The sequence below is a fragment of the Aromatoleum sp. genome (assembly GCF_035254505.1).
Lineage (GTDB): Bacteria > Pseudomonadota > Gammaproteobacteria > Burkholderiales > Rhodocyclaceae > Aromatoleum.
The window spans coordinates 34634-57402 of sequence record NZ_DATFAO010000043.1; the positions used below are offsets into that span (position 1 = coordinate 34634).

Below are 22769 nucleotides of genomic sequence, written 5' to 3' on the forward strand. Positions count from 1 at the left end.
GTTCGCCAAAGCGACCGAAAGTGGGCTGTAGCGCTGGGGGGCATTCGACGAACGGGTGCGGCTATTCGGCGACTGTTAATGGAGCGAGCCCAAGGCAGTCCCTGAGATTTCGGCCGCTAAGGGCATTTGAGCGCGGCGGCGATATCGCCGAGCAAGCGCGCTTCCCGGCCGGTAATGTCGTCGGATTGGAGCAGGCACCGCAAGATGGCGCACAGCGTCGGTGGCTGGACTTTCTGGTTGAGCAGTCGAGTGCGACCGGTCGCGACATGCAATTCCAGATCGGCGACGTCAAGCATCTCCAGGCTGCTGAAATCCACCCAGGTGGGCTTTGGGAATTGCCCCCCCGGCACGCCGACGAAATAACCAGCGCGTGGAGGGCCAAGCGAGCAGGCGGGGTTTTCCGTCAAGCCGTTCGGCTTGGATGTAAATACGGCGGTCAAAGCGTCGCCGCAACCGTCCACCGCAAGCACCACGACGAACTTTCGACGGCATTCCCCTGTCTGCTGGTCGAGGTAATAGCAGTCGTCCTGCCAAATCTGGCCAGGGGCTGCGGGGGCTTTCGCCATTAGCCTGGTAGGGCAGCGCTGCGGGCAGCTTTGAGTGCCGCGAGGTACATGGCCCGTTCATGCGCCACGGTCAGCAGCTCTTCCCGTTCTGCTACATCGTCACCGACGGCGAGCTTGTACGGAATGACTTGGTGGGCGCCTTGCCCTTGCCTCCAGACCTTGTCCCACGCTCCGTTTTGCTCGTGAGTCACATCGATCATTTTCGGCGAGAACTCGGCGCGGAAGCGATCCGCAAGGCCATTCATGATGCGGAGCTGCCGAGGCGTAAAGTCTTCGGCGTCGAATGTCACGCCCTCGTTGACCTTGACCGTTTCCCGCATGTAGTCGATGACCTTCTCTGGTTCGATATGCACGACGCGACACAAGTCTTCGCTCATTTCGTCCCATTCCTCCATCAGCTCGATGGGTACAGGGCCGAACTTCCAAGCCTGATACTCGACGCCGGTAACGCTTTTCCCGGTCTGGCGGAAGTGCTCGAAGTCGAGGAGGTAGAGCAGCTTGAATAGCTTTATCTTGCCGCAATGGCGCACGTTCGCCGCGAAGAACACGACTGCGTTAATCAGGCGGTTGCGGTTCAGATTTGTCATGGTGCGCAACACCAATTGAATACGGTTGTGACCCGGCGGCCGGCTCGGGGCGATGGTATGGCGAAAGCAAGCGGGGCGTCAATTCAGTGTAGGCCGTGTGCCTCGCGCTGAAAACACGCCGTATGACTGTGGGCGACAAGCCGTCGGAAACTGACCGAGCCGAACCAGTGTCGTAGGTGTTGAAGAGGCGGCCTGCTAGCCCGGCGCTAGCCCGACAAAAATGAAAAGGGGCCTGCATCGCTGCAAGCCCCTGAATTCGTTGGTGGTGATGGGCAGAATCGAACTGCCGACCTATGGGTTATGAATCCATCGCTCTAACCGTCTGAGCTACATCACCGCCTAGAGCCTGCTAATATAACGGCTCAGGAAACTCTGCGTCAACATGCAACGATGAAGAAACTTTACATCCGCACTTTCGGCTGCCAAATGAACGAGTACGACTCCGACAAGATGGCGGACGTGCTCGGGGCGACCGAGGAACTGGTCAAGACCGACAACCCGGAAGAAGCGGACGTGATCCTCTTCAATACCTGCTCGGTGCGCGAGAAGGCGCAGGAGCGGGTGTTCCACGATCTGGGCCGGGTCAAGCATCTCAAGCAGACCAACCCGAACCTGATCATCGGCGTCGGCGGCTGCGTCGCGAGCCAGGAAGGTGCGGCGATCGTTGCGCGCGCCCCTTACGTCGACGTCGTGTTCGGCCCGCAGACGCTGCACCGCCTGCCGCAGCTGATCGCCGAGCGGCGCTACAGCGGCAAGTCGCAGGTCGACATCTCCTTCCCTGAGATCGAGAAGTTCGACAACCTGCCGCCCGCGCGCGTCGAAGGGGCGAGCGCCTTCGTGTCGATCATGGAAGGCTGCTCGAAGTACTGCACCTACTGCGTCGTGCCTTATACGCGTGGCGAGGAGGTGTCGCGCCCGCTCGAGGACGTCCTTACCGAGGTCGCCGGCCTCGCCGACCAAGGCGTTAAGGAAGTGACGCTGCTCGGGCAGAACGTCAATGCCTGGCGCGGCCCCTACACGCGCGACGGCTCGGACATCGGCGACTTCGCCTTCCTGCTCGAATGCGTCTCCGAAGTGCCCGGCATCGAGCGCATCCGCTACACGACTTCGCACCCGCGCGAGATGACGCCGCGGATGTTCGAGGCCTACGCGAAGCTGCCGAAACTCGTCAGCCACCTGCATCTGCCGGTCCAGTCCGGTTCCGACCGCATCCTGGCGGCGATGAAGCGCGGCTACTCGATCCTCGAATTCAAGTCCGTGGTGCGTAAGCTCCGCGCGGCGCGGCCTGACCTCTCGCTGTCCTCAGACTTCATCGTCGGCTTCCCCGGCGAGACCGAGGAGGATTTCGAGAAGACCATGAAGCTCATCGAGGAAGTCGGTTTCGACGCCTCCTTCAGCTTCGTCTTCAGCCCGCGCCCGGGTACGCCCGCCGCCGATCTCGAAGACCCCGTGCCGCAGGAAACCAAGCTGCGCTGGCTCGCGCGGCTGCAAAAGCGCATCGACGAGCAGGCGCAGGCGATCAGCCGGGCGATGGTCGGGCGTGTCGAGCGCGTGCTCATCGAAGGCACCTCGCGCAAGGACGAGAACGAGCTCGCCGGACGTACGGACAACAACCGCGTCGTCAATTTCGCCGGCAATTCTCGCTTGATCGGCCAATTCGTCGACGTCACGATCACTGGCGCGCTGCCGCACAGCTTGCGCGGCGAAATCGTGACCCGGGAGATCTGAATGGGGCGACCCACTGAAGTGGTGCTGGAGCCGCTCGACAACGAGCGGCTGGCGAACCTGTGCGGCGCGTTGGACGACAACCTGCGCCAGATCGAAACCGCTTACGACGTGACGATCGCGCGGCGTGGCGAACGCTTCACGGTGCAGGGCGAGACGGCCCAGACGCAGCTCGCGGCGAAGGCGCTGCGCGAGTTCTACGAGCAGGCGGGCGAGCATCTGTCCGTCGACGACATCCAGCTCGGCCTGATCGAGCTCGCCAACCGTCGCGCGTCGGATGCGCGGGCGCCGGCGCTAATGACGCGCAAGACCGAGCTCCACGGCCGCACGCCGCGCCAGGTCGACTACCTGAAGAACATCCAAGCGCACGACATCACCTTCGGCATCGGCCCGGCCGGCACCGGCAAGACCTACCTCGCGGTCGCCAGCGCGGTCGACGCCTTCGAGCGCCAGTTGGTCGAACGCATCATCCTGACGCGCCCCGCGGTCGAAGCGGGCGAGCGGCTGGGCTTTCTGCCGGGCGACCTCGCGCAGAAGGTCGATCCCTACCTGCGCCCGCTCTACGACGCGCTCTACGACCTGATGGGCTTCGACCGCGTCGCCAAGCTTTTCGAGCGCGGCAGCATCGAGATCGCGCCGCTCGCCTTCATGCGCGGCCGGACGCTGAACCACGCCTTCATCATCCTCGACGAGGCGCAGAACACGACGCCCGAGCAGATGAAGATGTTCCTCACCCGCATCGGCATCGGCGCAAAAGCGGTCGTCACGGGCGACCTCACGCAGGTCGACCTGCCGCGCGGCCACCGCAGCGGGCTGCTCGAAGCGCGCGAAGTGCTCGCGGCCGTGCGCGGCATCGCGTTCACCGAATTCCAGAAGGAAGACGTCGTGCGCCACCCGCTGGTCGCGCGCATCGTCGAAGCCTACGACAACCAGGCGGCCCGCGCCGCGCAGGCCCTCGCGGCCAAGAAGGAGCAGGGCGCTTGAGCATCGCAACACCGCCGCATCTCGACCTCACGATCCAGAAGGCCATCGGCAAGGCCAACCGCGAGCAAGCACCATCCTCGCACGACATCCGTCGCTGGGCGCTCGCCGCGCTGCAGGGCGACGCGGAAGTCACGGTGCGCCTCGTCGGCGCCACTGAGGGACGCGAACTCAACCGCGACTTCCGCGGCAAGGATTACGCCACCAACGTGCTGACCTTCGTCTATGGTGAGGGTGAGGCGCTGCCGCAGGAGGCCGAGATGCCGCTGATGGGCGACCTCGTGCTGTGCGTGCCGGTCGTCGTGCGTGAAGCCACCGAGCAGGGCAAGCCGCTGGATGCGCACTTTGCCCATCTCGTCGTGCACGGGATGTTGCACTTGCAAGGCTATGATCACGAGGTCGCCGACGAGGCCGAGGAGATGGAAGCGCTCGAAACGCATATCCTCGCCGCTCTCGGTTATCCTGACCCTTACGCCTGACCGCCGCCTTTCGATCATCGAGTCCATGGATTCCTCCTCACCCCGACCTAGTCTGCTCGAACGACTTTCCGCCCTGCTGACACGCGCCCCGGACGACCGCGAAGAACTCGTCGCCCTGCTGCATTCGGCCTTCGAGCGCCAACTGCTCGACGCCGACGCGATGTCCATCATGGAGGGCGCCCTCCAAATGTCCGAGCTGCAAGTCGGCGACGTCATGATCCCGCGCCCGCAGATGGACGTGATCCGGCTCGACGATCCGATCGAAAGCATCGTCCGCCACGTGATCGATACCGGCCATTCGCGTTTCCCGGTGATCGGCGACGGCAAGGACGACATCGTCGGCATCTTCCTCGCGAAGGATCTGCTGCGCTACTTCGCCGGCCACGCCTTTGACCTGCGTTCGGCGCTGCGCCCTGCGGTCTTCGTGCCCGAGACCAAGCGCCTGAACGTCCTGCTGCGCGAATTCCGCATCAGTCGCAACCACATGGCGATCGTCGTCGACGAATACGGCAGCATCGCCGGCCTCGCGACCATCGAGGACGTCCTCGAACAGATCGTCGGCGACATCGAGGACGAATATGACGACTTCGAGCCCAGCGGCAACATCCAGCTCGATCCTGACGGCCGCTACCGCGTCCAGGCGGTCACCGAGATCTCCGAGTTCAACGCCGCCTTCGGGACGGTCTTCAGCGACGCCGAAGTCGATACCGTCGGCGGGCTCGTCATGCGTGAGCTCGGCCGCGTGCCGCGTCGCGGCGAGATCGTCCTGCTCGACGGCCTGCGCGTGACGGCGGTACGTGTCGACGGCCGTCGTCTGCAAACCTTGCTCGTGCAGCCGGTGGGGCAGCAATACGAGGCGGTCGAAGAGTGACGGGCTCGACCGTGTTGTCGTCCGGCCACGCCGGCGCGTCGTCGCGGGTGTGCGTGGGGCGCTTGGTGTCGGCGATGCTGTTGGGAGCCGGCAGCGTCTTCGCGTACGCACCGTTCGAACTCTATCCTCTCGCGCTCGTCAGCATCGCCATCCTCGTCGGCATGGCGAGCCGGACGCAGGGCAAGCGTGCGACGGCGATGCTCGGCTTCGCCTGGGGCCTCGGCGCTTTCCTCGCGGGCGTGTCCTGGCTCTACATCGCGCTCAACCGCTACGGCGGTATGCCGATGCCCTTCGCGGCCTTCGCGATCCTGCTCTTGAGCGCCTACCTCGCGCTTTTCCCCGCGCTCGTGCTCGGGGTTTACGCCCGTTTCGCCGCTGGCGGCATCCTCAAGCGCGCTGCACTTTTCGCCGGACTGTGGTGTGCCAGCGAACTCCTGCGCGGCTGGCTCTTCACCGGTTTCCCGTGGCTTGCGATCGGCTATTCGCAATCCGCCCCGAGCCCGATGGCGGGCTTCCTCCCGATTCTTGGCGTGTACGGAGTCGGCGCGTTGCTCGCCTTTTGCGCCGCGATGCTCGGGCTCACGCATTGGCGCAATGGCCGCGCCGCCGCGCTGAGCCTCGTTGCCGTCACGCTTGTCCTAGGCGTCGGCGCAGTTCTGCGCCCCCTTCATTGGACTGAGCCGGCGGGTGAGCCGATCCAGGTTGCGCTCATCCAGACCAACGTCGAACAAGGCCTCAAGTGGCGACCCGAGACGCTCGCCGAGCAGCTCGAAAGCAACGCGCGGCTTGCGCTGGCGCAACGGGCCGATCTCGTCGTGATGCCGGAAACGACGCTGCCCCTGCTTGCGGACCGCCTGCCCAACGGCTACCTGGAGGAGCTGGCCGCCGAGATGCGCGCCCGCGCGGGCGATCTCGTGTTGGGCGTATTCCTGCGCGACGCCGCGGGCCATATCTACAATGGGGCCCTCAACGTCGGCCGCTCGCCCTCGCAGACCTACGCCAAGCAGCACCTCGTGCCCTTCGGCGAATACTCCCCGCCGCTCTTCGGCTGGTTCTACCGCCTCGCCGACATCCCGATGTCCGACCAGACCCGCGGCAAGTCCGATCAACCTCCGCTGCGGCTCGGCGACCAGCGCGTCGCGATCAACATCTGCTACGAGGACCTCTTCGGGCGCGAACTGATCCGCAGCCTCCCCGAGGCGACGCTGATGCTCAACATGTCGAACCTCGCATGGTACGGCGACTCTTTCGCGCAGCCCCAGCACCTGCAGATCGCACGCGTGCGGGCGCTCGAGACCGGTCGCCCGATGCTGCGCTCGACCAACACCGGCATGACCGCGGTCGTGCAGCCTGACGGCAGCGTCAGTGAAGTGCTGCCCGCTTTCGAGCAGGGCATCCTGACCACCTCTGTGCGCGGATACCAGGGCCTCACGCCTTACGCCCGCTGGGGCGACGTCGGCGCGCTGGCGATCGCGCTTGCGTCGGTCGCCGCGTCGGTCCTGCCTGCATTGCGTCGGCGTAAAAACGGCTAGAGCGGGGGTAAGGCTCCCCCGTTTTCGTCGCAATTTCCGGCGCAAACTTCGCGCCTTCCCAGAATGCCAGTAAAATCGACGCTTTGCGTCCGCCGCCGGCGCTCTTGCCGTCGCCTAAAGCTGTCGAGAGACCATGTCCCTGCAAAAACCCACCTTCCAGCAAGTCATCCTGACGCTCCAGCAATTCTGGGGCGATCGCGGCTGCGTGCTGCTGCAGCCCTACGACCTCGAAGTCGGCGCCGGCACCTCGCACACCGCGACCTTCCTGCGCGCAATCGGCCCCGAGCCCTGGAACGCCGCCTACGTCCAGCCCTCGCGCCGTCCCAAGGACGGCCGCTACGGCGAGAACCCGAACCGCCTGCAGCACTACTACCAGTTCCAGGTCGTGCTCAAGCCCTCGCCGCTGAACATCCAGGAGCTCTACCTCGACTCGCTGCGAGCGCTCGGCATCGACACCAACGCGCACGACGTGCGTTTCGTCGAGGATGACTGGGAGAACCCGACGCTCGGCGCCTGGGGCCTCGGCTGGGAAGTGTGGCTCGACGGTATGGAAGTCACCCAGTTCACCTACTTCCAGCAGGTCGGCGGCATCGACTGCAAGCCGGTGCTCGGCGAAATCACCTACGGTCTCGAGCGTCTCGCGATGTACCTGCAAGGGGTCGAGAACGTCTATGACCTCGTCTGGGCGGTCTATCCGGACGGCCGCAAAGTCACCTACGGCGACGTCTACCACCAGAACGAAGTCGAGCAGTCGACCTACAACTTCGAGCATGCGAACGTCGACTTCTTCTTCTCGCTCTTCGGCAACTACGAATCTGAAGCTAAGCGCCTGATCGAAATCGGCCTCGCACTGCCTGCCTATGAAATGGTCCTGAAGGCCGCGCACAGCTTCAACATGCTCGATGCGCGCGGTGCGATCTCCGTCACCGAACGCGCCGCCTACATCGGCCGCATCCGCAACCTGTCGCGCGCCGTCGCACAGGCCTACTACGACTCCCGTGAGAGCCTGGGCTTCCCGATGCTCAACACCGCTGCAAACAAGACGGAGGCCGTGTGATGAACGCCTCCCTGCTCGTTGAACTGCTGACCGAAGAACTTCCGCCGAAAGCGCTGCCGCGCCTGGGCGAAACCTTCGCCGCGAAGATCTTCGACGGCCTCAAGGCGCGCGATCTCCTCGCCGAAGACCAGGGCTTCCGCTGGTTCGCCGCGCCGCGCCGCATCGCGATCACCGTGCCGCACGTCCGTGCCGCCGCGCCCGCACGCGAAGTCACCGAGAAGATCATGCCGGTGCAGGTCGCGCTCGACGCCGAAGGCCGCCCGACCCCCGCGCTCTTGAAGAAACTCGAAGCCAAGGGCATCGCCGCCGAGGCCGTCGCAAGCTTCGAACGTCGCATGGACGGCAAGGCCGAAGCGCTGTTCTACACCCGCAACGAAGCGGGCGCGACGCTCGACGAAGTGCTCGCAGCCATCGTCCAGGACGCCGTCAAGGCGCTGCCGATCCCCAAGCTGATGCGCTGGGGTGCGGGCGACGCGCAGTTCGTGCGTCCCGTGCATAAGCTCTCGATGCTGCACGGCGAACGCGTCGTGCCGGGCCGCGTGCTCGACCTGGACTCCGATCGCGTCACGCGCGGCCACCGCTTCATGAGCCGTGGCGACATCGCGCTTGCGACCGCCGAAGCCTACGAACCGACGCTGCTCGCCGAAGGCAAGGTGATCCCGCACTTCGCTGAACGCCGCGCCGACATCGAGCGCCAGCTCGTCGCGACGGCGGCCGAGCAGGGCGCGAGCCTCGGCGAATACGCCGACCTCCTCGACGAAGTCACCGCGCTCGTCGAGCACCCGACCGTCTACGTCGGCGAATTCGAAGCCGAATTCCTCGCCGTGCCGCAGGAATGCCTGATCCTGACGATGCGCGCGAACCAGAAGTACTTCCCGCTCTTCGACGCCGCCGGCAAGCTGCTGAACCGCTTCCTGATCGTGTCGAACATGCGCATGTCCGATGCGTCGAACATCATCACCGGCAACCAGCGCGTCGTGCGCCCGCGCCTGTCCGACGCACGCTTCTTCTTCGAGCAGGACCGCAAGCACACGCTCGACAGCCGCCTGCCGCGCCTCGCGCCCGTCGTCTACCACAACAAGCTCGGTAGCCAGTTGGAGCGCGTCGAGCGTCTTGAGCGTCTCGCCGCGGCCATTGCGACCCGCCTGCATGGCGACGCGACCGCCGCCGCCCGCGCCGCTCGCCTCGCCAAGGCCGACCTCGTCACCGATATGGTCGGAGAGTTCCCCGAGCTGCAAGGCATCATGGGGCGCTACTACGCGCTCAACGACAAGGAAGGCGAAGTCGTCGCCGACGCGATTCAGTCGCACTACCAGCCGCGTTTCGCCGGCGATGCGCTGCCCGCGGGCAACGTCGCCTGCGCCGTCGCGCTGGCCGACAAGCTCGATGCGCTCGTCGGCTTCTTCGGCATCGGCCAGTTGCCGACCGGCGACAAGGACCCATTCGGCCTGCGCCGTGCTGCGCTCGGCGTGCTGCGCATCCTGATCGAAAGCCCGCTGCCGCTCGACTTGGCCGAACTCATCGGCGATGCCGTCGCCGGCTTCAAGCCCGGTCTCCTCACCGCGCAAGGCTTCGAAGCGCAGCTCCTCGACTTCATGTTCGAGCGCCTCAAGAACCTGCTGCGCGACGCCGGCCATACGGTCGACGTCGTCGACGCGGTGCTCGCGCTGCGCCCGACGCGCATGGACCTCGTCCCCGCGAAGCTCGACGCCGTGCGCACTTTCCGCGCGCTGCCCGAAGCCGAAGCGCTTGCCGCCGCCAACAAGCGCATCGTCAACATCCTCAAAAAGGTCGAAGGCGAACTGCCCGAACCGGATGTCGCGCTGCTCCAGGAAGACGCCGAGAAGGCGCTGTTCCACCGCGTTGTCGAGGTCGCGCCGCTCGTGCGCTCGCACACCGCGAACGAGGATTACACCGACGCGCTGTGTGTGCTCGCCGGTCTGCGTGCCGAGGTCGATGCCTTCTTCGACGGCGTGATGGTGATGGCCGAGGAACCGCTGACGCGTCAGAACCGCCTGGCGCTGCTGCGCCAGCTCGCCGGCCTGATGAACCAGGTCGCGGACCTCTCGCGCCTGTCCGCCTGACGGAGCCGTCCCATGCCGCAGAAGCTGATCATCCTGGACCGCGACGGAGTCATCAACCTGGACTCCGACCAGTTCATCAAGTCGCCCGACGAGTGGAAGCCGATCCCCGGCTCGCTCGAAGCGATCGCTCGCCTCAACCAGTGGGGCTGGCGCGTCGTCGTCGCATCGAACCAATCGGGCGTCGGTCGCGGCCTCTTCGGCATGGACACCCTCAACGCCATCAACGAGAAGATGGTGAAAAGCCTCGCCCAGGTCGGCGGCCGGCTCGACGCGATCTTCTTCTGCCCGCACGCCGCGGACTCGACCTGCGACTGCCGCAAGCCCAAGCCGGGGCTGTTCCTGCAGATCGCCGAGCGTTTCAACGTCGTGCTCGAGAACGTCCCCTGCGTCGGCGACAGCCTGCGTGACTTGCAGGCGGGTGTCGCAGTCGGCTGCAAGCCTTATCTGGTCCTCACCGGCAAGGGGCAGAAGACCCGCGATGACCCAGCGCTGCCCGAAGGTACGCTCATCTATCCCGATCTCGCGGCCGTTGTCGCCGATCTCACTGCCTGAAGGATATCGTGGTCCTCCTGCGTTCCCTGCTGTTCGCGATCGTCCTCGCGATCGTCACGCCGCCCTACGCGATCTTCGGCTGGCTCGCCTTCCCGTTCCCGCCCCGTGTGCGCCACCGGATCATCACCTCCTGGGTGCCGCTCGTGATGTGGTTCGTGTGGCACCTGCTCGGTATCCGCTTCAAGGTTATCGGACGCGAGAACATTCCCGCCGTGCCCTCGGTGATCCTCTCCAAGCACCAGTCGGCGTGGGAAACCATGGCGCTGCAGGTCATCTTTCCGCCGCTGTGTTTCGTGCTCAAGCGCGAACTGCTGCGAGTGCCGTTCTTCGGCTGGGCGCTGGCCCAGATCCCCGGTATCGCGATCGATCGCACTGCCGGCAAGGATGCCCTGTCGACGGTGGTCAAGCAGGGCAAGGCGCGCCTGTCCGAAGGCTTCTGGGTCGTCGTGTTCCCCGAAGGGACACGGACGGCGCCGGGCACCTCGCGGCGCTACAAGCCCGGCGGTGCGGTGCTCGCCAAGCAGGCCGGCGTGCCGGCCGTGCCCGTCGCCCACAACGCCGGCGAATTCTGGCGCCGCAATGCCTTCCTGAAGTATCCCGGCGAGATTACAGTAAGCATCGGGCCGGCGATCGACACCGCGGGCCTGAGCTCCAGCGCGATCAATTCGCAGGCGTCGCAGTGGATCGAAGGCGAGATGCGCCGGCTCTTCCCGCAGCATTATGTCGGAGCGCCGGACGTCGCCGAGGCGCCGAACGGTAGCCAGGAAAGCGTCTGACGGCCCGCCCTGCGGGCCGGTCGGCGAAAGGAACGTGTCATCGGAGGGCTCGCAGATGATGGACCGCAGGGGCAGGATTTCACGGCAGGCGCAGGAAGCCCAGATACAGGCTTCCCGCGCCGGCCGCTTTCGCCTGCTGCGCTACTTCACGCTGGCGAGCCTCGTCGCCTTCGCCATCGTCGGCCTCGTCCTGTTCTTCCTTCAGCGGGGCGAGGAATCGTTCTTCGCCGACGTCCAGCGCGAGCAGGCTGTTTTCCTTGCCCATGCGCAGACCGATCTCGCCGACAAGCAGGAGCGGAGCGCGCGCGAGAACCTGCTTGCAGTGCATGAAGGGAGCCACGTTGCGCTGACGCGCATCGTCGCCAACGTGCTCTGGAAGTCCGACATCGGGCCACTCATGGCGCGGGTCCGGGAACTTCCGATCGACGGCTGCCGCAGCCAGCCTCAGGCCGGTGCGGAAGGTGATGGCGTCGCACGCCGCCAATGCTTCGTCGAGCTCGGCCAACGGATCGCCGCCTTGCCCGGCTTTGCCGAACTCGATACCAAGGCCTTCGTGGCAATGCACGCGAGCAACGTCTTCAAGATCAAGGTCTTCGACCTGCGCGGCATCACGATCTATTCGTCCGAACGCGCCCAGGTCGGCGAAGACAAGGCCGACAACCGTGGCTGGCAGCTCGCAATGTCCGGTCAGCCGGCCAGTGAGCTCACGCACCGCGACCGCTTCAGTTCTTTCGAAGGCGTGGTCGAGAACCGCGACCTGATCTCCAGCTACGTCCCCGTGCGCGAGGCGGACAGCCACAAGGTCGTCGGCGTCTTCGAGATCTACTCGGACGCCACCGCCTTCCTCGACCGGATCAAGACCGCGTCCGGCGAGATCGCCCAGCTCGCCGCCGACAACCAGAAGAATCTTGCCGCGCAAGCGGCCGAGAACGAGGAGAAGGTTTCGACGAGTTCCGATCGCTTCCTGGTGATCGTCGGCGGCCTGCTCGTACTGCTTTACGCCGCTCTGCTGCTGATCGTGCGCTACGGTCAGCGCGTCATCGACCTGCAGGTGCATGCGCAAGAACGCGCGACCGAACGCGAGGATCGGTGGCACCGCGAGAAGATGGCTGCGCTCGCGACGATGGCGGCCAACGTGTCACATGAAGTCGGCAACCCACTCGCGACGATCTCGATGATGGCCCAGGAGATTCAGCGGCAGAGGGACAAGAACGAGTGCGTGACATGCAAGCCGGCGGAGATTCTCGAACAGACACGCCGCATTGCCGGCATGACGCGCCATATCTCCGATTTCGCCGCCGCCCATCGCGAAAACCGCGAGCTCGTCGACATCAACCAGATGGTCAAGGCGGTCCTGGACTTCCTCAGCTTCGACCGCCGCTTCCGCTCGATCGAGGTCGAATTCCGTGCCGCCGAGGACCTTCCGGCGCTGAGCGTCATTCCCGACTATCTCAACGAAGTCCTCATGAATGTGCTGCAGGCCTGCACTGAATGTCCGGCCGGTCCCACCGCACGCGCTGGCCGAATACTGGTCGAAACCTTGGCGCGGAACGACTCCGCCGTGATCCGCATCAGCTGCGAATGCACGCAGCCCGGCGTGTGCGCCGAACACGATCCCTTCCAGGACACGCGCTTCGAGATCGTGCGTCGGCGCGTCGGGGGAATGGGGGGCAGCGTCGCGCAAGTCGGCGCCTCGGTCGAAATCACGCTTCCCTTCGCCTCATCCTGCACGGCGCCGACCTGATCGCGGCGCCCGGTTTCCGCGCGCCGCCGCGCCTGCCGTAAAATCACCGTTTTGCCGTTAGCGCTGGGCTTTTCCACCCAGCGCGTCTGTGATCAAGGAACTGAGAGATGTCGTCCGGACTGAGCAACGAAGACGCTCGCAACTACATGCACAAACTGCTCAAGGCGATGCACCAGATGGGCGGTTCGGACCTCTTCATCTCGGTCGATTTCCCGCCCAGCATGAAGGCGCATGGCACCATGAAGGCACTCAGTCAGCAACGCCTGACGTCCGACGTGACGCGCTCGCTCGCCTACAGCCTGATGAACGAACGTCAGCGCACCGAATTCGACGCGGAGTTCGAATGCAACTTCGCGATCTCGCTCCCGGATGTCTGTCGCTTTCGCGTCAATGTGTTCGTCCAGCAACAGAACGTGGGCATGGTGATCCGCACGATCGCTTCGGAGATTCCGAGCATCGACAAGCTCGCCCTGCCGAACGTGCTGCGCGAGATCATCATGACCAAGCGCGGGCTGGTGTTGGTGGTCGGTGGCACCGGCTCGGGCAAGTCGACGACGCTCGCGGCGATGATCGATCACCGCAACAGCAGCTCGCCCGGCCACATCATCACGGTCGAGGATCCCGTCGAGTACGTGCACAAGAACAAGCAGTGCCTGATCACCCACCGCGAAGTCGGCGTCGACACGCACTCGTGGGAGCATGCGCTGAAGAACACGTTGCGCCAGGCGCCGGACGTGATCCTGATCGGCGAGATCCGCGACCGCGAAACGATGGAGCACGCGATCGCCTTCGCCGAAACCGGTCACCTGTGCCTCGGGACGCTACATGCCAACAACGCCAATCAGACGATCGACCGCATCGTCAATTTCTTCCCCGAGGAGCGCCGTAACCAGCTGCTGATGGACCTCTCCTCCAACCTGCGGGCGATCGTGTCGCAGCGCCTGATCCGGACCGAGGACGGCAACGGCCGCAAGGCCGCGATCGAGGTGCTGCTCAATACCCCGACGATCTCCGAGATGATCTTCAAGGGCCAGTTCCAGTCGATCAAGGAGATCATGGCCAAGTCGCGCGAACTTGGCATGTGCACCTTCGATCAGGCGCTCTTCGACCTCTACAACGCGGGATTCATCAGCTACGAGGAGGCGATCCGCAATGCCGATTCGGCCAACGAGCTGCGACTGCAGATCAAGCTCAAGGCCGACCGCGCGCAACCGGGCCTCGAGTCGTCCGGGGGGCTGAGTCTTTCGATCGAGGAAGAGAAGCCGGACGAAGACGAGGAGGGTGCGCCGGGCAAGGCGACGGTCTAGAATATGAGGAAATAAGGGCGCGAGGAGACGAAAAAGGGGACTGCATGCGCCATTCGGCCCCCGCAAAATCAAAAAGCCCCACAGGTGATCCTGTGGGGCTTTTTATTGCTGCGGCCGCCGGTTACGGGAACCGGCAGGTCACATCAATTAGGCAGCCTTCTTGCCACCAGCAGCCTTGGTCGACGCGGTCACGGCCTTGACGGTCGCGTTGGTCGCGGCAGCGACGTTGGCTTCGGCAATTTCGGCGACTTGCTTGGCAGCCTTGCTGACGCTGTCGTAGGCGCTGTTGGCGGCGGCGATGGCCGACTTGACGGCAGCGACGGCGACGTCCGACCCGGCGGGAGCCGACTTGGCAGCCTTGTCGAGAGCGGAGGCGACGGCCTTGTTCAGCTCAGCGACTTGAGCTTCAACAACCTTCGACACTTCTTCCTGGCTCTGCGAAGCGATTTCGTAGACGCTGCGGTTGTAGGCAACGGCCTTCTCGACCAGCGGCTGGACCAGCGCGGTCTGGAGGCTCAGCAGTTCCTGGACGTCCTTGGCACCCAGCAGGGCCTTGGAGTTGGCCAGGCCGTCTTCCAGCAGCGAACGGGCCGTGTTCAGGTTCAGGGCAGCAAAACGCTCGGCGCTGGCGAAAGCGTTGTTGGCCAGGGTCAGCAGGGTTTCGACATTGGTCTTGTTGGCTGCGGCGAACTGCTCAGGGGTAGCAAACATATTTCATCTCCTGATGAATGGTGTGGCAAAGATGCTTTGCTTCGCTATGCTCATCTTGCATGATGCGTCGCAACATGAGCTCGATTATAGGTGGGCCGGACTGCTTGTCAAGGCCTATCCTTGTGCGCTGCAGCAATCCGATTGCCCAAACGGAGTAGTGCCGTGAAGTATTCCTTACCGGCCTGTTTTTGTTGTGTTTCCGAATGCAACGAAATGCGATTCGGGACCGGGTGGATTTTGCGAAATGCATGTTCAGCGGCCGTCATGCTGCCAGACGCTGATTACGCGAGAATTACAACGGGAAGGACTTCGATCCCCATTTTGCGGCTCTGCAGCAGAATGTTGCTGCGCCTATTGGGGCGGCGGCGCCGAGGCGGTCCGCAGCCGCCTCGGGGATGGCGCGGCGCGGGTCAGCGGTGCTTGAATTGCGGCTTGCGCTTCTCGACGAAGGCTGCCATGCCTTCGCGCTGGTCTTCAAGGCCGAAGGCCGAGTGGAAGACGCGGCGCTCGAAAAGCAGGCCCTCGTTGAGGCTGCCTTCGAACGCGCGACTGACCGATTCCTTGATCATCATGACGACCGGCAGGGAGTAGCTGGCGATTGCCGCCGCGGCCTCGATGGCCTCGTCCAGCAGGCGCTCGGCCGGGACGACGCGCGCGACCAGGCCGGCGCGTTCCGCTTCGGTGGCGTCCATCATGCGCGCGGTGAGACACATGTCCATCGCCTTGGCCTTGCCGACGGCGCGCGGCAGGCGCTGGGTGCCGCCGGCGCCGGGAAGAATGCCGAGCTTGACTTCGGGCTGGCCGAATTTCGCCGTGTCGGCAGCGAAGATCATGTCGCACATCATCGCCAGCTCACAGCCACCGCCCAGCGCGAACCCGGCGACCGCTGCGATCACCGGCTTGCGGCAGGTCTTGATCCGTTCCCAGTTGCGCGTGATGTAGTCGCCCTTGTAGGCGTCCATGTGGGAGAAATTGGCCATCGCGCCAATGTCGGCACCTGCGGCAAAGGCCTTCTCTGAGCCGGTGATGACGATCGCGCCAACGTTTTCGTCGGCCTCGAAGTGATCGAGTGCATCCCAGAGTTCGTCCACCAGCTGGTCGTTCAGCGCGTTCAACGCCTTGGGCCGGTTGAGGGTGATCAGACCGACCCGTCCACGCGTCTCGACCAGGATGTTTGAGTATTCCATGCGTTCTCCTCTTGCAGTGACCGGCTATTGCTTGCCGGGATTCTTCGATTTCTCGCCGCTGGCTTCGTTCTTGTCGTCACCCGAGTTCTTCGGCTGGATCACGGCGCGCACGCGGCCCTCGGGCGACGCGCCGCGCGCGTTTGTCGCGGTGCCGGGCTGGTTCGTCACGAAGTAGTTCTCGGTCATCGAGTCGTATTCGATGTATTGACCGCGGACCTCGTCGCCACCCGACTTGACCCAGGCACGGTTGTACAGCCGCGCACGCTCGGCGCGACTGTCGTACTCGATGCGTTCGGCTTCGCCTTCGATGTATTCGTCGCTGTTGTCGCGTTTCTGCCGGAAGGTCGCCGGCTGTTTCTCCGTCCCCGTCGCCACCCCGGACTGGAAGCCGTCGGCGCCTTGCGTCACGACGAGCTTCTGGCCCTTGATGACGAGCGTGCCTTGGGTCAGGACTACATTGCCTTCGAAGACGTGGACCTTGTTGCGATCGTCGACCGACCCGCGGCTGGCTTCGATATTGACGGGTTGTTGGCGATCGGCCCGTTCAGCGTGCGCCGTCTGCATGGCGAAACCGAAGACAGCCAGTAGCGGAAGGTTCAGGAGAAGAGTGCGCTTCATGGTGTGGTCCGGGTTGAGCGTGCGATGTTCATGCGGGCGTTGCCGATCAGATTCAGGGTGCCATAGAGGTTATCGGCCTTCATCGCGTCGCCCTGGGCGGTGCTGTTGCCTTGGGTGAGGGTGACCGGGTCGTTGGTCTGTGCTTTCTCGTCGTCGGGCCAAACGGTGAGCGTGGACGAGGCGAGCGTGAGTTCGGGACTGCCGGGGATGGCGGCGCGGCGCGCACGGACATTGCCGGACATCCGCACTTCGTTGCCTTCATTGAGCACGTCCGCATGTTGCGCGGCGATGTTCAACTCGCGGCCCGATACATCGTAGCGCAGGCGCGGGTTGTCGAGTTCGGTCACGCTCGTCTGCGGATGATGGATGACGCGATCGGCGAAGAGTTCGAAATGCTGGCGGCCGGTCTTGTCGAAGTTGACCATTCGCACCTGCTCGGCCGTGAAGTCGGGTTGGGTGCGCACCTGGGCGGCGGAACGCGTCTCGTCGCCACCGGTGATGCGTTCGAGCCACAGGGTCGCCCCGGCAACGACGAGCAGGGCGATGATCGGATAGAGCTTGTGGAATGACTGTCGCACGGCGCAGCTTAGGCGGGCTGGAGGTTCAATAGGCGCTGCAGGCGATCGGGTGCCACAGCGAATGCCGGCAGTTTGGGCATCAGATCACCTTCGCGAGCATCAGATCGTGCGTGGTCAGGGCGCCGACCAGCCTGCCTTCGTCGTCGATCACGAGCAACTGGCTGATGCGCTGGCGCTCCATCACTTCGGCCGCCTCGACGGCGAGCGCGTCGGGTCCGATGCTGCGCGGGCCGCGCGTCATCACTTCGCCCAGCTTCGCCGTGCGGGCGTCGCATCCGCGCTCCAGTGCGCGCCGCAGGTCGCCGTCGGTGAAGATGCCAACGAGCCGGTCCGCGGCGTCGACGACAGCGGTCATGCCCATGCCGCCGCGCGACATTTCGAGCAGGCCACCCGTGAGGGGCGCGTCTTCGCGGATGCGAGGCACGCGGCCGGCGGCGCGCATGACGTCGCTGACGTGGGTGAGCAGGCGGCGACCCAGGCTGCCGCCAGGGTGTGAGCGAGCGAAGTCCTCGGCGCCGAAGCCGCGGGCGTCGAGCAGCGCGACGGCGAGCGCGTCGCCGAGGGCGAGGGCGGCAGTAGTGCTCGCGGTGGGCGCCAAGTTGAGCGGGCAGGCTTCCTCGCTGACGCCGGAGTCGAGGTGGAGGTCCGCTTCGCGTCCGAGCGGGGACTCTGGATTGCCCGTCATCGCGATCAGCTTTGCGCCTTGGCGCTTCACGAGCGGGACGATGGTGAGCAGTTCCTCGCTCGCGCCAGAGTTCGACACCGCGATCACGACGTCTTCGGGCGTGATCATGCCAAGGTCGCCGTGGGCCGCTTCGGCCGCGTGCACGAAATAGGCCGGGGTGCCGGTGCTCGCGAGCGTTGCGGCGAGTTTGCGTCCGATGTGACCGGTTTTCCCGATGCCAGTGACGATGACGCGTCCGTGTCGTCCGAGGATCATACCCACCGCAGCTTCGAATTCGCCGCCGATGCGCTCGGCGAGGGCGGCGACGGCGTCGGCCTCGATGCGGAGCACCCGACGCGCCATCGCGACGGCGTCGGTCTTGGATGCAGGTTTCGGCTGCGATGCGTTCATGGCGTTCGATGCGGTTAAACTGTGCGGTGTCGTGCCGTGCGCCATGAACCCTGAATATGGCAGGGATAATGCCGCCGGCGAAGTCGGACGAGTATATCAGACGGGTGCGCCCGCCCGGTTCTGAGCGCGCCGCAACCCACGCCCGGAGCCTCATGCCGAATACCCTGGAATTGGTCCTCCTGTTGCTGGCGGCGGCGGTCGTCATAGTGGCGATCTTCCGCAGCTTGAACCTGCCGCCGGTGATCGGTTACCTGCTGGTCGGTGCCGTCGTCGGCCCCCATGCGCTCGGCCTCGTGCCGGCATCGGAAGGGGCAAGGCATCTCGCCGAATTTGGCGTCGTCTTCCTGATGTTCTCGATCGGCTTGGAGTTCTCGCTGCCACGTTTGATCGCGATGAAGCGGATCGTGTTCGGGCTCGGATCGGTTCAGGTGCTGGGCTGCATCGGACTGGTGATGCTGGTGGGCAGGACCTTCGGGCTAGGGTGGGGCGGAAGTCTCGCGCTCGGCGGCGCCCTTGCGATGTCGTCGACGGCGATTCTGTCGAAGCTGCTCGCGGATCGCATGGAACTCGATAGCCGGCACGGCCGCGAGACCATCGGCGTGCTGCTGTTCCAGGACATCGCGGTGGTGCCGCTGCTCATCCTGATCCCCGCCTTGTCGCGTCCCGCGCAGGAGATGGCGAGTACCCTCGGGCTGGCCGGCCTGAAAGCGGCAGGCTTGCTGACTCTCGTGCTGGTCTTCGGGCAGCGCCTGATGCGGATATGGGTGACGGTCGTTGCACGGCGTCGTTCCGGCGAACTCTTCATGCTGAACGTGCTGCTCATTACCCTCGGGCTCGCGTGGCTGTCCGAGGAGGTGGGACTGTCGCTCGCGCTCGGCGCGTTTCTCGCGGGCATGTTGATCTCCGAGACGGAATTCCGCTATCAGGTGGAAGAGGATATCAAGCCGTTCCGCGACGTATTGCTCGGCCTCTTTTTTGTCACCGTCGGCATGTTTCTCGATTTTCGGCTCATCGTCGCCAACCTGCCGGCGGTACTCGGCATGGTCGCGGGCCTGCTGCTAGTCAAGTGTGCCATCGTGGTCGCGGCCTCGCGGGCGTTCGGCTCCTCGGCCGGAACCGCGCTCCGCACCGGGCTGTGGCTGTGCGCCGGCGGGGAATTCGGCTTCGTGCTGGTGTCGTATGTCGATGGCCTCGCGCTGCTGCCGCCCGAATTGCTACAGGTCACTGTCGCGACGCTGGTACTGTCGATGCTGCTCGCGCCCTTCGTCGTGCAGGCGAGCGATCGCATCGTGATGCGCTTCGTTGCGTCCGAGTGGCTTTTGCGCTCGATGGAACTGACGCGCGTTGCTGCGCAGTCGATGAATACGTCGCGCCATATTATCGTCTGCGGCTACGGGCGCAGCGGACAGTACATGGCGCGCTTCCTCGAGCAGGAAGGCATCGGCTACGTTGCGCTCGACCTCGATCCGGAACGCGTGTCAGAGGCGGGGGCGGCGGGCGATACGGTCGTCTACGGTGACGCGTCGCGCCACGAAACCTTGATGGCGGCAGGCATCATGCGTGCCAGTGCGCTCGTAATTTCGTTTTCCGACGTCGACGCAGCGCTGCGGGTGCTCCACCGCGCGCTTTCCCTGCGACCGGACCTGCCGATCGTCGCACGTGCCGGCGACGAGAAGGACATGGCGCGCCTAGAGCAGGGCGGGGCGGCCGAAGTTGTGCCAGAGGCTTTTGAAGGGAGCATCATGCTCGCCTCGCACGCGTTGGCGCTGATCGGTGTTCCGCTCAATCGCGTGGTACGCCGAATCCGCGACGTCAGAAACCAGCGCTACGCACTAATGCGTGGCTTCTTCCACGGTGCTTCCGATGCCGACGAACCGGATTCCGGCCAGATGCGACTGCATACGGTGACCTTGCCCGCCGGCGCGTATGCTGTCGGAAAGACCATCGGCATGCTCGCATTCGACGAGTTCGAGGTCGCAGTATCTGCCGTGCGGCGGCGCAACATCCGCGGTGTTTCGCCCGGCCATGAGACGCAGATGATGGAAGGCGACGTCGTGGTGCTGCTGGGCGTGCCGGAAAATCTGGAGCGGGCCGAGGCGAGGCTGCTGAAAGGCTAGCACCGCATCGACCGTGATCGATTGCGTGTCTTGCATACCGGTTCGGCGACATTCGTCGATGCGTGACGGTATGCTGCACCGCGTCTGCTAAAATCCTTCACTTTTGAATTTTCACAAGAGAGGGCGCCGCTTTGGCTTCCGGAACCGACAAACCGCTCGTCAGCCTCAAGGATGTCCGCTTCGCGTACGGCGAACGGGAAATCCTGAGCGGCGTCGACCTGGAGGTGCCGCGTGGCAAGGTGATCGGAATCATGGGCGGCAGCGGCTCCGGCAAGACCACGCTGCTGCGCCTGATCGGCGGTCAGCTGCAGGCGAGCTCGGGCACCGTCGACGTCGCCGGTCAGGATCTGTCGCGCCTCACGACGGCCGAGATGTATGCGCTGCGACGGCGCATGGGCATGCTGTTCCAGTTCGGCGCCTTGTTCACCGACATGTCGGTGTTCGATAACGTGGCCTTCCCCTTGCGCGAGCATACCCGGCTGCCGCCTGAGCTGGTCCACGACCTGGTGCTGATGAAGCTCAACGCCGTCGGTCTGCGCGGCGCTGCGAAGCTGAAGCCATCCGAGCTGTCCGGCGGCATGGCGCGGCGCGTGGCGCTCGCGCGCGCGGTCGCCCTCGATCCGATGCTGATCATGTACGACGAGCCCTTCGCGGGCCTCGATCCGATCTCACTGGGGGTGATCGGGCAGTTGATCCGTCGGCTCAACGACGCGCTGGGGGCGAGCACGATCATGGTGACGCACGACGTCATGGAGTCGTTGCTGATCGTCGATTACGTCTATTTCGTTTCCGAGGGGCGGATCGTCGCGCAGGGGACGCCGGACCAAATCCGCGCCTCCAAGGATCCCTTCGTGCATCAGTTCATCAACGCCGAAGCGGACGGTCCGGTGCCTTTCCATTATCCCGCGCCGCCAATTGGCGAGAGCCTGCTCGGGCAGGAGCGCACATGAACGCCGTCCTGAGCCTCGTACGCCGCCTCGGCAGTGCGGTCGTCGAAGGCGTGTGGCGCCTCGGTTTCGCGGCCCGCTTCTTCATGTTGCTGCTAGCCTATTCCGGCCAGTCGGTGCGTCGCTTGCACCTGACCATCCGCGAGATCTACTTCAGCGGCGTCCTGTCGCTGCTGATCATCATCGTGTCCGGCCTCTTCGTCGGCATGGTGCTTGGGCTCCAGGGCTATGAGACGCTGCAACGTTTCGGCTCCGGCGATGCGCTGGGCGTGCTCGTCGCACTGTCGCTGACGCGCGAATTGGGCCCCGTCGTCGCGGCGCTGCTGTTTGCGAGCCGTGCAGGTTCTGCCGTCACCGCCGAGATCGGCCTGATGAAGGCCACCGAGCAGCTCAAGGCGATGGACATGATGGCAGTCAATCCGATCGCCCGCGTCGTCGCGCCGCGCTTCTGGGGCGGTGTCATCTCGATGCCTTTCCTGGCGGCGCTGTTCTCGACGATGGGTGTGCTCGGCGGTTGGCTCATCGGTGTCGTGTTCATCGGTGTCGATGAGGGTTCCTTCTGGTCGCAGATGCAGGCGGCCGTCGACTTCCGCTTCGACGTGATGAACGGCGTGATCAAGAGCGTCGTCTTCGGCGTCGCCGTCGCGCTGATTTCCGTGTTCGAGGGCTACGACTGCGCGCCGACCGCGGAAGGCGTCTCGCGCGCGATCACCCGTACCGTCGTGAGTTCCGCGCTGGCGATCCTTGCGCTCGATTTCGTGCTTACTTCATTTATGTTCCGGGGCCAGTCATGAGCCGCACTACGCTCGACCTGTGGGTCGGTTTCTTCGTCGTCATCGGGATGGCTGCGCTGCTCTTTCTCGCCCTGAAGGTCGGGAACCTCGGCGCCTCCAATGGCGCTCCGACCTACGCCGTGTCCGCGCAGTTCGACAACATCGGCGGGCTGAAGGTGCGGGCGCCGGTGAAGAGCGCCGGCGTCGTCGTCGGGCGCGTCACCGACATCCGTTTCGACACGAAGAGCTTCCGGGCCGAAGTCAGCCTGTCGCTGGATACGCGTTACCAGTTCCCGCGCGATACCATTGCAACCATTCTCACTTCCGGTCTGCTCGGCGAGCAGTACGTCGGCCTCGAGCCCGGCGGTGACGAAGAGCCACTGAAGGCCGGTGACAAGGTCCAGATGACCCAGTCGGCAGTGGTGCTGGAAAAATTGATCGGTCAGTTCCTGTTCAACAAGGCGTCGGAGACCCCGGCGCAGAGCGGAACGCCGCACTGAAA

At 64.7% G+C, this 22769-nt stretch carries 22 protein-coding genes and 1 tRNA gene; 15 read left to right on the forward strand and 8 right to left on the reverse strand.

Annotated features, from left to right (window positions below; translation table 11 throughout):
- Positions 1 to 116: 116 nt before the first annotated feature.
- The 3 genes from VJ673_RS06575 to VJ673_RS06585 form a co-directional block, all read right to left on the reverse strand.
- The gene (locus tag VJ673_RS06575; RefSeq protein ID WP_324125255.1) at positions 117 to 566 is read right to left on the reverse strand and encodes a hypothetical protein; all 450 of its coding nucleotides are present in this window, start codon (positions 564 to 566) and stop codon (positions 117 to 119) included.
- Positions 566 to 1153, reverse strand: coding sequence for a Panacea domain-containing protein (locus VJ673_RS06580; protein WP_324125256.1), 588 nt, complete (start codon positions 1151 to 1153; stop codon positions 566 to 568). The genes VJ673_RS06575 and VJ673_RS06580 overlap by 1 nt, the downstream gene beginning before the upstream one ends.
- A gap of 260 nt (positions 1154 to 1413) precedes the next feature.
- Positions 1414 to 1490 (reverse strand) — tRNA-Met (locus VJ673_RS06585).
- 53 nt (positions 1491 to 1543) lie between these two features.
- On the opposite strand from VJ673_RS06585, the gene miaB reads away from it, so the two are divergent.
- From miaB to VJ673_RS06640, 11 genes are all read left to right on the forward strand, one after another.
- Complete coding sequence (gene miaB, locus VJ673_RS06590) at positions 1544 to 2881, forward strand: tRNA (N6-isopentenyl adenosine(37)-C2)-methylthiotransferase MiaB (RefSeq protein ID WP_324125257.1); 1338 nt, start codon at positions 1544 to 1546, stop codon at positions 2879 to 2881.
- Positions 2882 to 3862: a PhoH family protein gene (locus VJ673_RS06595; protein ID WP_324125258.1), complete on the forward strand. Its 981-nt coding sequence runs from the start codon at positions 2882 to 2884 to the stop codon at positions 3860 to 3862.
- Positions 3859 to 4338 (forward strand): rRNA maturation RNase YbeY, encoded by a 480-nt coding sequence (ybeY, locus tag VJ673_RS06600; protein ID WP_324125259.1) that lies wholly within the window; start codon positions 3859 to 3861, stop codon positions 4336 to 4338. Before VJ673_RS06595 ends, ybeY begins: the two co-directional genes overlap by 4 nt.
- A 25-nt stretch (positions 4339 to 4363) precedes the next feature.
- Entirely contained in the window at positions 4364 to 5209 is an 846-nt protein-coding gene (locus VJ673_RS06605; RefSeq protein ID WP_324125260.1) for a CorC family transporter, read from the forward strand.
- A gap of 74 nt (positions 5210 to 5283) precedes the next feature.
- Positions 5284 to 6741: an apolipoprotein N-acyltransferase gene (lnt, locus tag VJ673_RS06610; RefSeq protein ID WP_324125315.1), complete on the forward strand. Its 1458-nt coding sequence runs from the start codon at positions 5284 to 5286 to the stop codon at positions 6739 to 6741.
- Positions 6742 to 6874: 133 nt separating this feature from the next.
- Positions 6875 to 7798, forward strand: coding sequence for a glycine--tRNA ligase subunit alpha (gene glyQ / locus VJ673_RS06615; RefSeq protein WP_324125261.1), 924 nt, complete (start codon positions 6875 to 6877; stop codon positions 7796 to 7798).
- Positions 7798 to 9882: a glycine--tRNA ligase subunit beta gene (gene glyS, locus VJ673_RS06620; protein ID WP_324125263.1), complete on the forward strand. Its 2085-nt coding sequence runs from the start codon at positions 7798 to 7800 to the stop codon at positions 9880 to 9882. The genes glyQ and glyS overlap by 1 nt, the downstream gene beginning before the upstream one ends.
- A gap of 12 nt (positions 9883 to 9894) precedes the next feature.
- The gene (gene gmhB, locus VJ673_RS06625) at positions 9895 to 10434 is read left to right on the forward strand and encodes a D-glycero-beta-D-manno-heptose 1,7-bisphosphate 7-phosphatase (RefSeq protein WP_324125264.1); all 540 of its coding nucleotides are present in this window, start codon (positions 9895 to 9897) and stop codon (positions 10432 to 10434) included.
- 8 nt (positions 10435 to 10442) lie between these two features.
- Positions 10443 to 11210, forward strand: coding sequence for a lysophospholipid acyltransferase family protein (locus tag VJ673_RS06630; RefSeq protein WP_324125265.1), 768 nt, complete (start codon positions 10443 to 10445; stop codon positions 11208 to 11210).
- A 55-nt stretch (positions 11211 to 11265) separates the two neighbouring features.
- Positions 11266 to 12954: a sensor histidine kinase gene (locus tag VJ673_RS06635; RefSeq protein WP_324125266.1), complete on the forward strand. Its 1689-nt coding sequence runs from the start codon at positions 11266 to 11268 to the stop codon at positions 12952 to 12954.
- A gap of 107 nt (positions 12955 to 13061) precedes the next feature.
- Positions 13062 to 14261 carry a PilT/PilU family type 4a pilus ATPase gene (locus tag VJ673_RS06640; protein ID WP_324125267.1) on the forward strand — a complete coding sequence of 400 codons (1200 nt, stop codon included), beginning with the start codon at positions 13062 to 13064 and terminating at the stop codon, positions 14259 to 14261.
- Positions 14262 to 14408: 147 nt separating this feature from the next.
- Here the strand turns inward: VJ673_RS06640 and VJ673_RS06645 are convergent, their stop codons facing one another.
- From VJ673_RS06645 to VJ673_RS06665, 5 genes are all read right to left on the reverse strand, one after another.
- Entirely contained in the window at positions 14409 to 14972 is a 564-nt protein-coding gene (locus VJ673_RS06645; protein ID WP_324125268.1) for a phasin family protein, read from the reverse strand.
- Between the two features lie 410 nt (positions 14973 to 15382).
- Positions 15383 to 16159 carry an enoyl-CoA hydratase gene (locus VJ673_RS06650; RefSeq protein ID WP_324125269.1) on the reverse strand — a complete coding sequence of 259 codons (777 nt, stop codon included), beginning with the start codon at positions 16157 to 16159 and terminating at the stop codon, positions 15383 to 15385.
- A 24-nt stretch (positions 16160 to 16183) separates the two neighbouring features.
- A complete protein-coding gene (gene lptA, locus VJ673_RS06655; RefSeq protein WP_414635636.1) occupies positions 16184 to 16777 on the reverse strand; it encodes a lipopolysaccharide transport periplasmic protein LptA in 594 nt (197 codons plus the stop codon).
- A complete protein-coding gene (gene lptC / locus VJ673_RS06660) occupies positions 16774 to 17355 on the reverse strand; it encodes an LPS export ABC transporter periplasmic protein LptC (protein ID WP_324125270.1) in 582 nt (193 codons plus the stop codon). The genes lptA and lptC overlap by 4 nt, the downstream gene beginning before the upstream one ends.
- Positions 17356 to 17434: 79 nt before the next feature.
- Entirely contained in the window at positions 17435 to 18430 is a 996-nt protein-coding gene (locus tag VJ673_RS06665; protein WP_324125271.1) for a KpsF/GutQ family sugar-phosphate isomerase, read from the reverse strand.
- 152 nt (positions 18431 to 18582) lie between these two features.
- On the opposite strand from VJ673_RS06665, the gene VJ673_RS06670 reads away from it, so the two are divergent.
- The 4 genes from VJ673_RS06670 (at position 18583) to mlaD (ending at position 22767) form a co-directional block, all read left to right on the forward strand.
- Entirely contained in the window at positions 18583 to 20547 is a 1965-nt protein-coding gene (locus VJ673_RS06670) for a monovalent cation:proton antiporter-2 (CPA2) family protein (protein ID WP_324125272.1), read from the forward strand.
- A 131-nt stretch (positions 20548 to 20678) separates the two neighbouring features.
- A complete protein-coding gene (locus tag VJ673_RS06675) occupies positions 20679 to 21497 on the forward strand; it encodes an ABC transporter ATP-binding protein (RefSeq protein WP_324125273.1) in 819 nt (272 codons plus the stop codon).
- Entirely contained in the window at positions 21494 to 22288 is a 795-nt protein-coding gene (gene mlaE / locus VJ673_RS06680; RefSeq protein WP_324125274.1) for a lipid asymmetry maintenance ABC transporter permease subunit MlaE, read from the forward strand. Before VJ673_RS06675 ends, mlaE begins: the two co-directional genes overlap by 4 nt.
- The gene (mlaD, locus tag VJ673_RS06685) at positions 22285 to 22767 is read left to right on the forward strand and encodes an outer membrane lipid asymmetry maintenance protein MlaD (RefSeq protein WP_324125275.1); all 483 of its coding nucleotides are present in this window, start codon (positions 22285 to 22287) and stop codon (positions 22765 to 22767) included. The genes mlaE and mlaD overlap by 4 nt, the downstream gene beginning before the upstream one ends.
- The last annotated feature ends 2 nt before the right edge of the window (positions 22768 to 22769 follow it).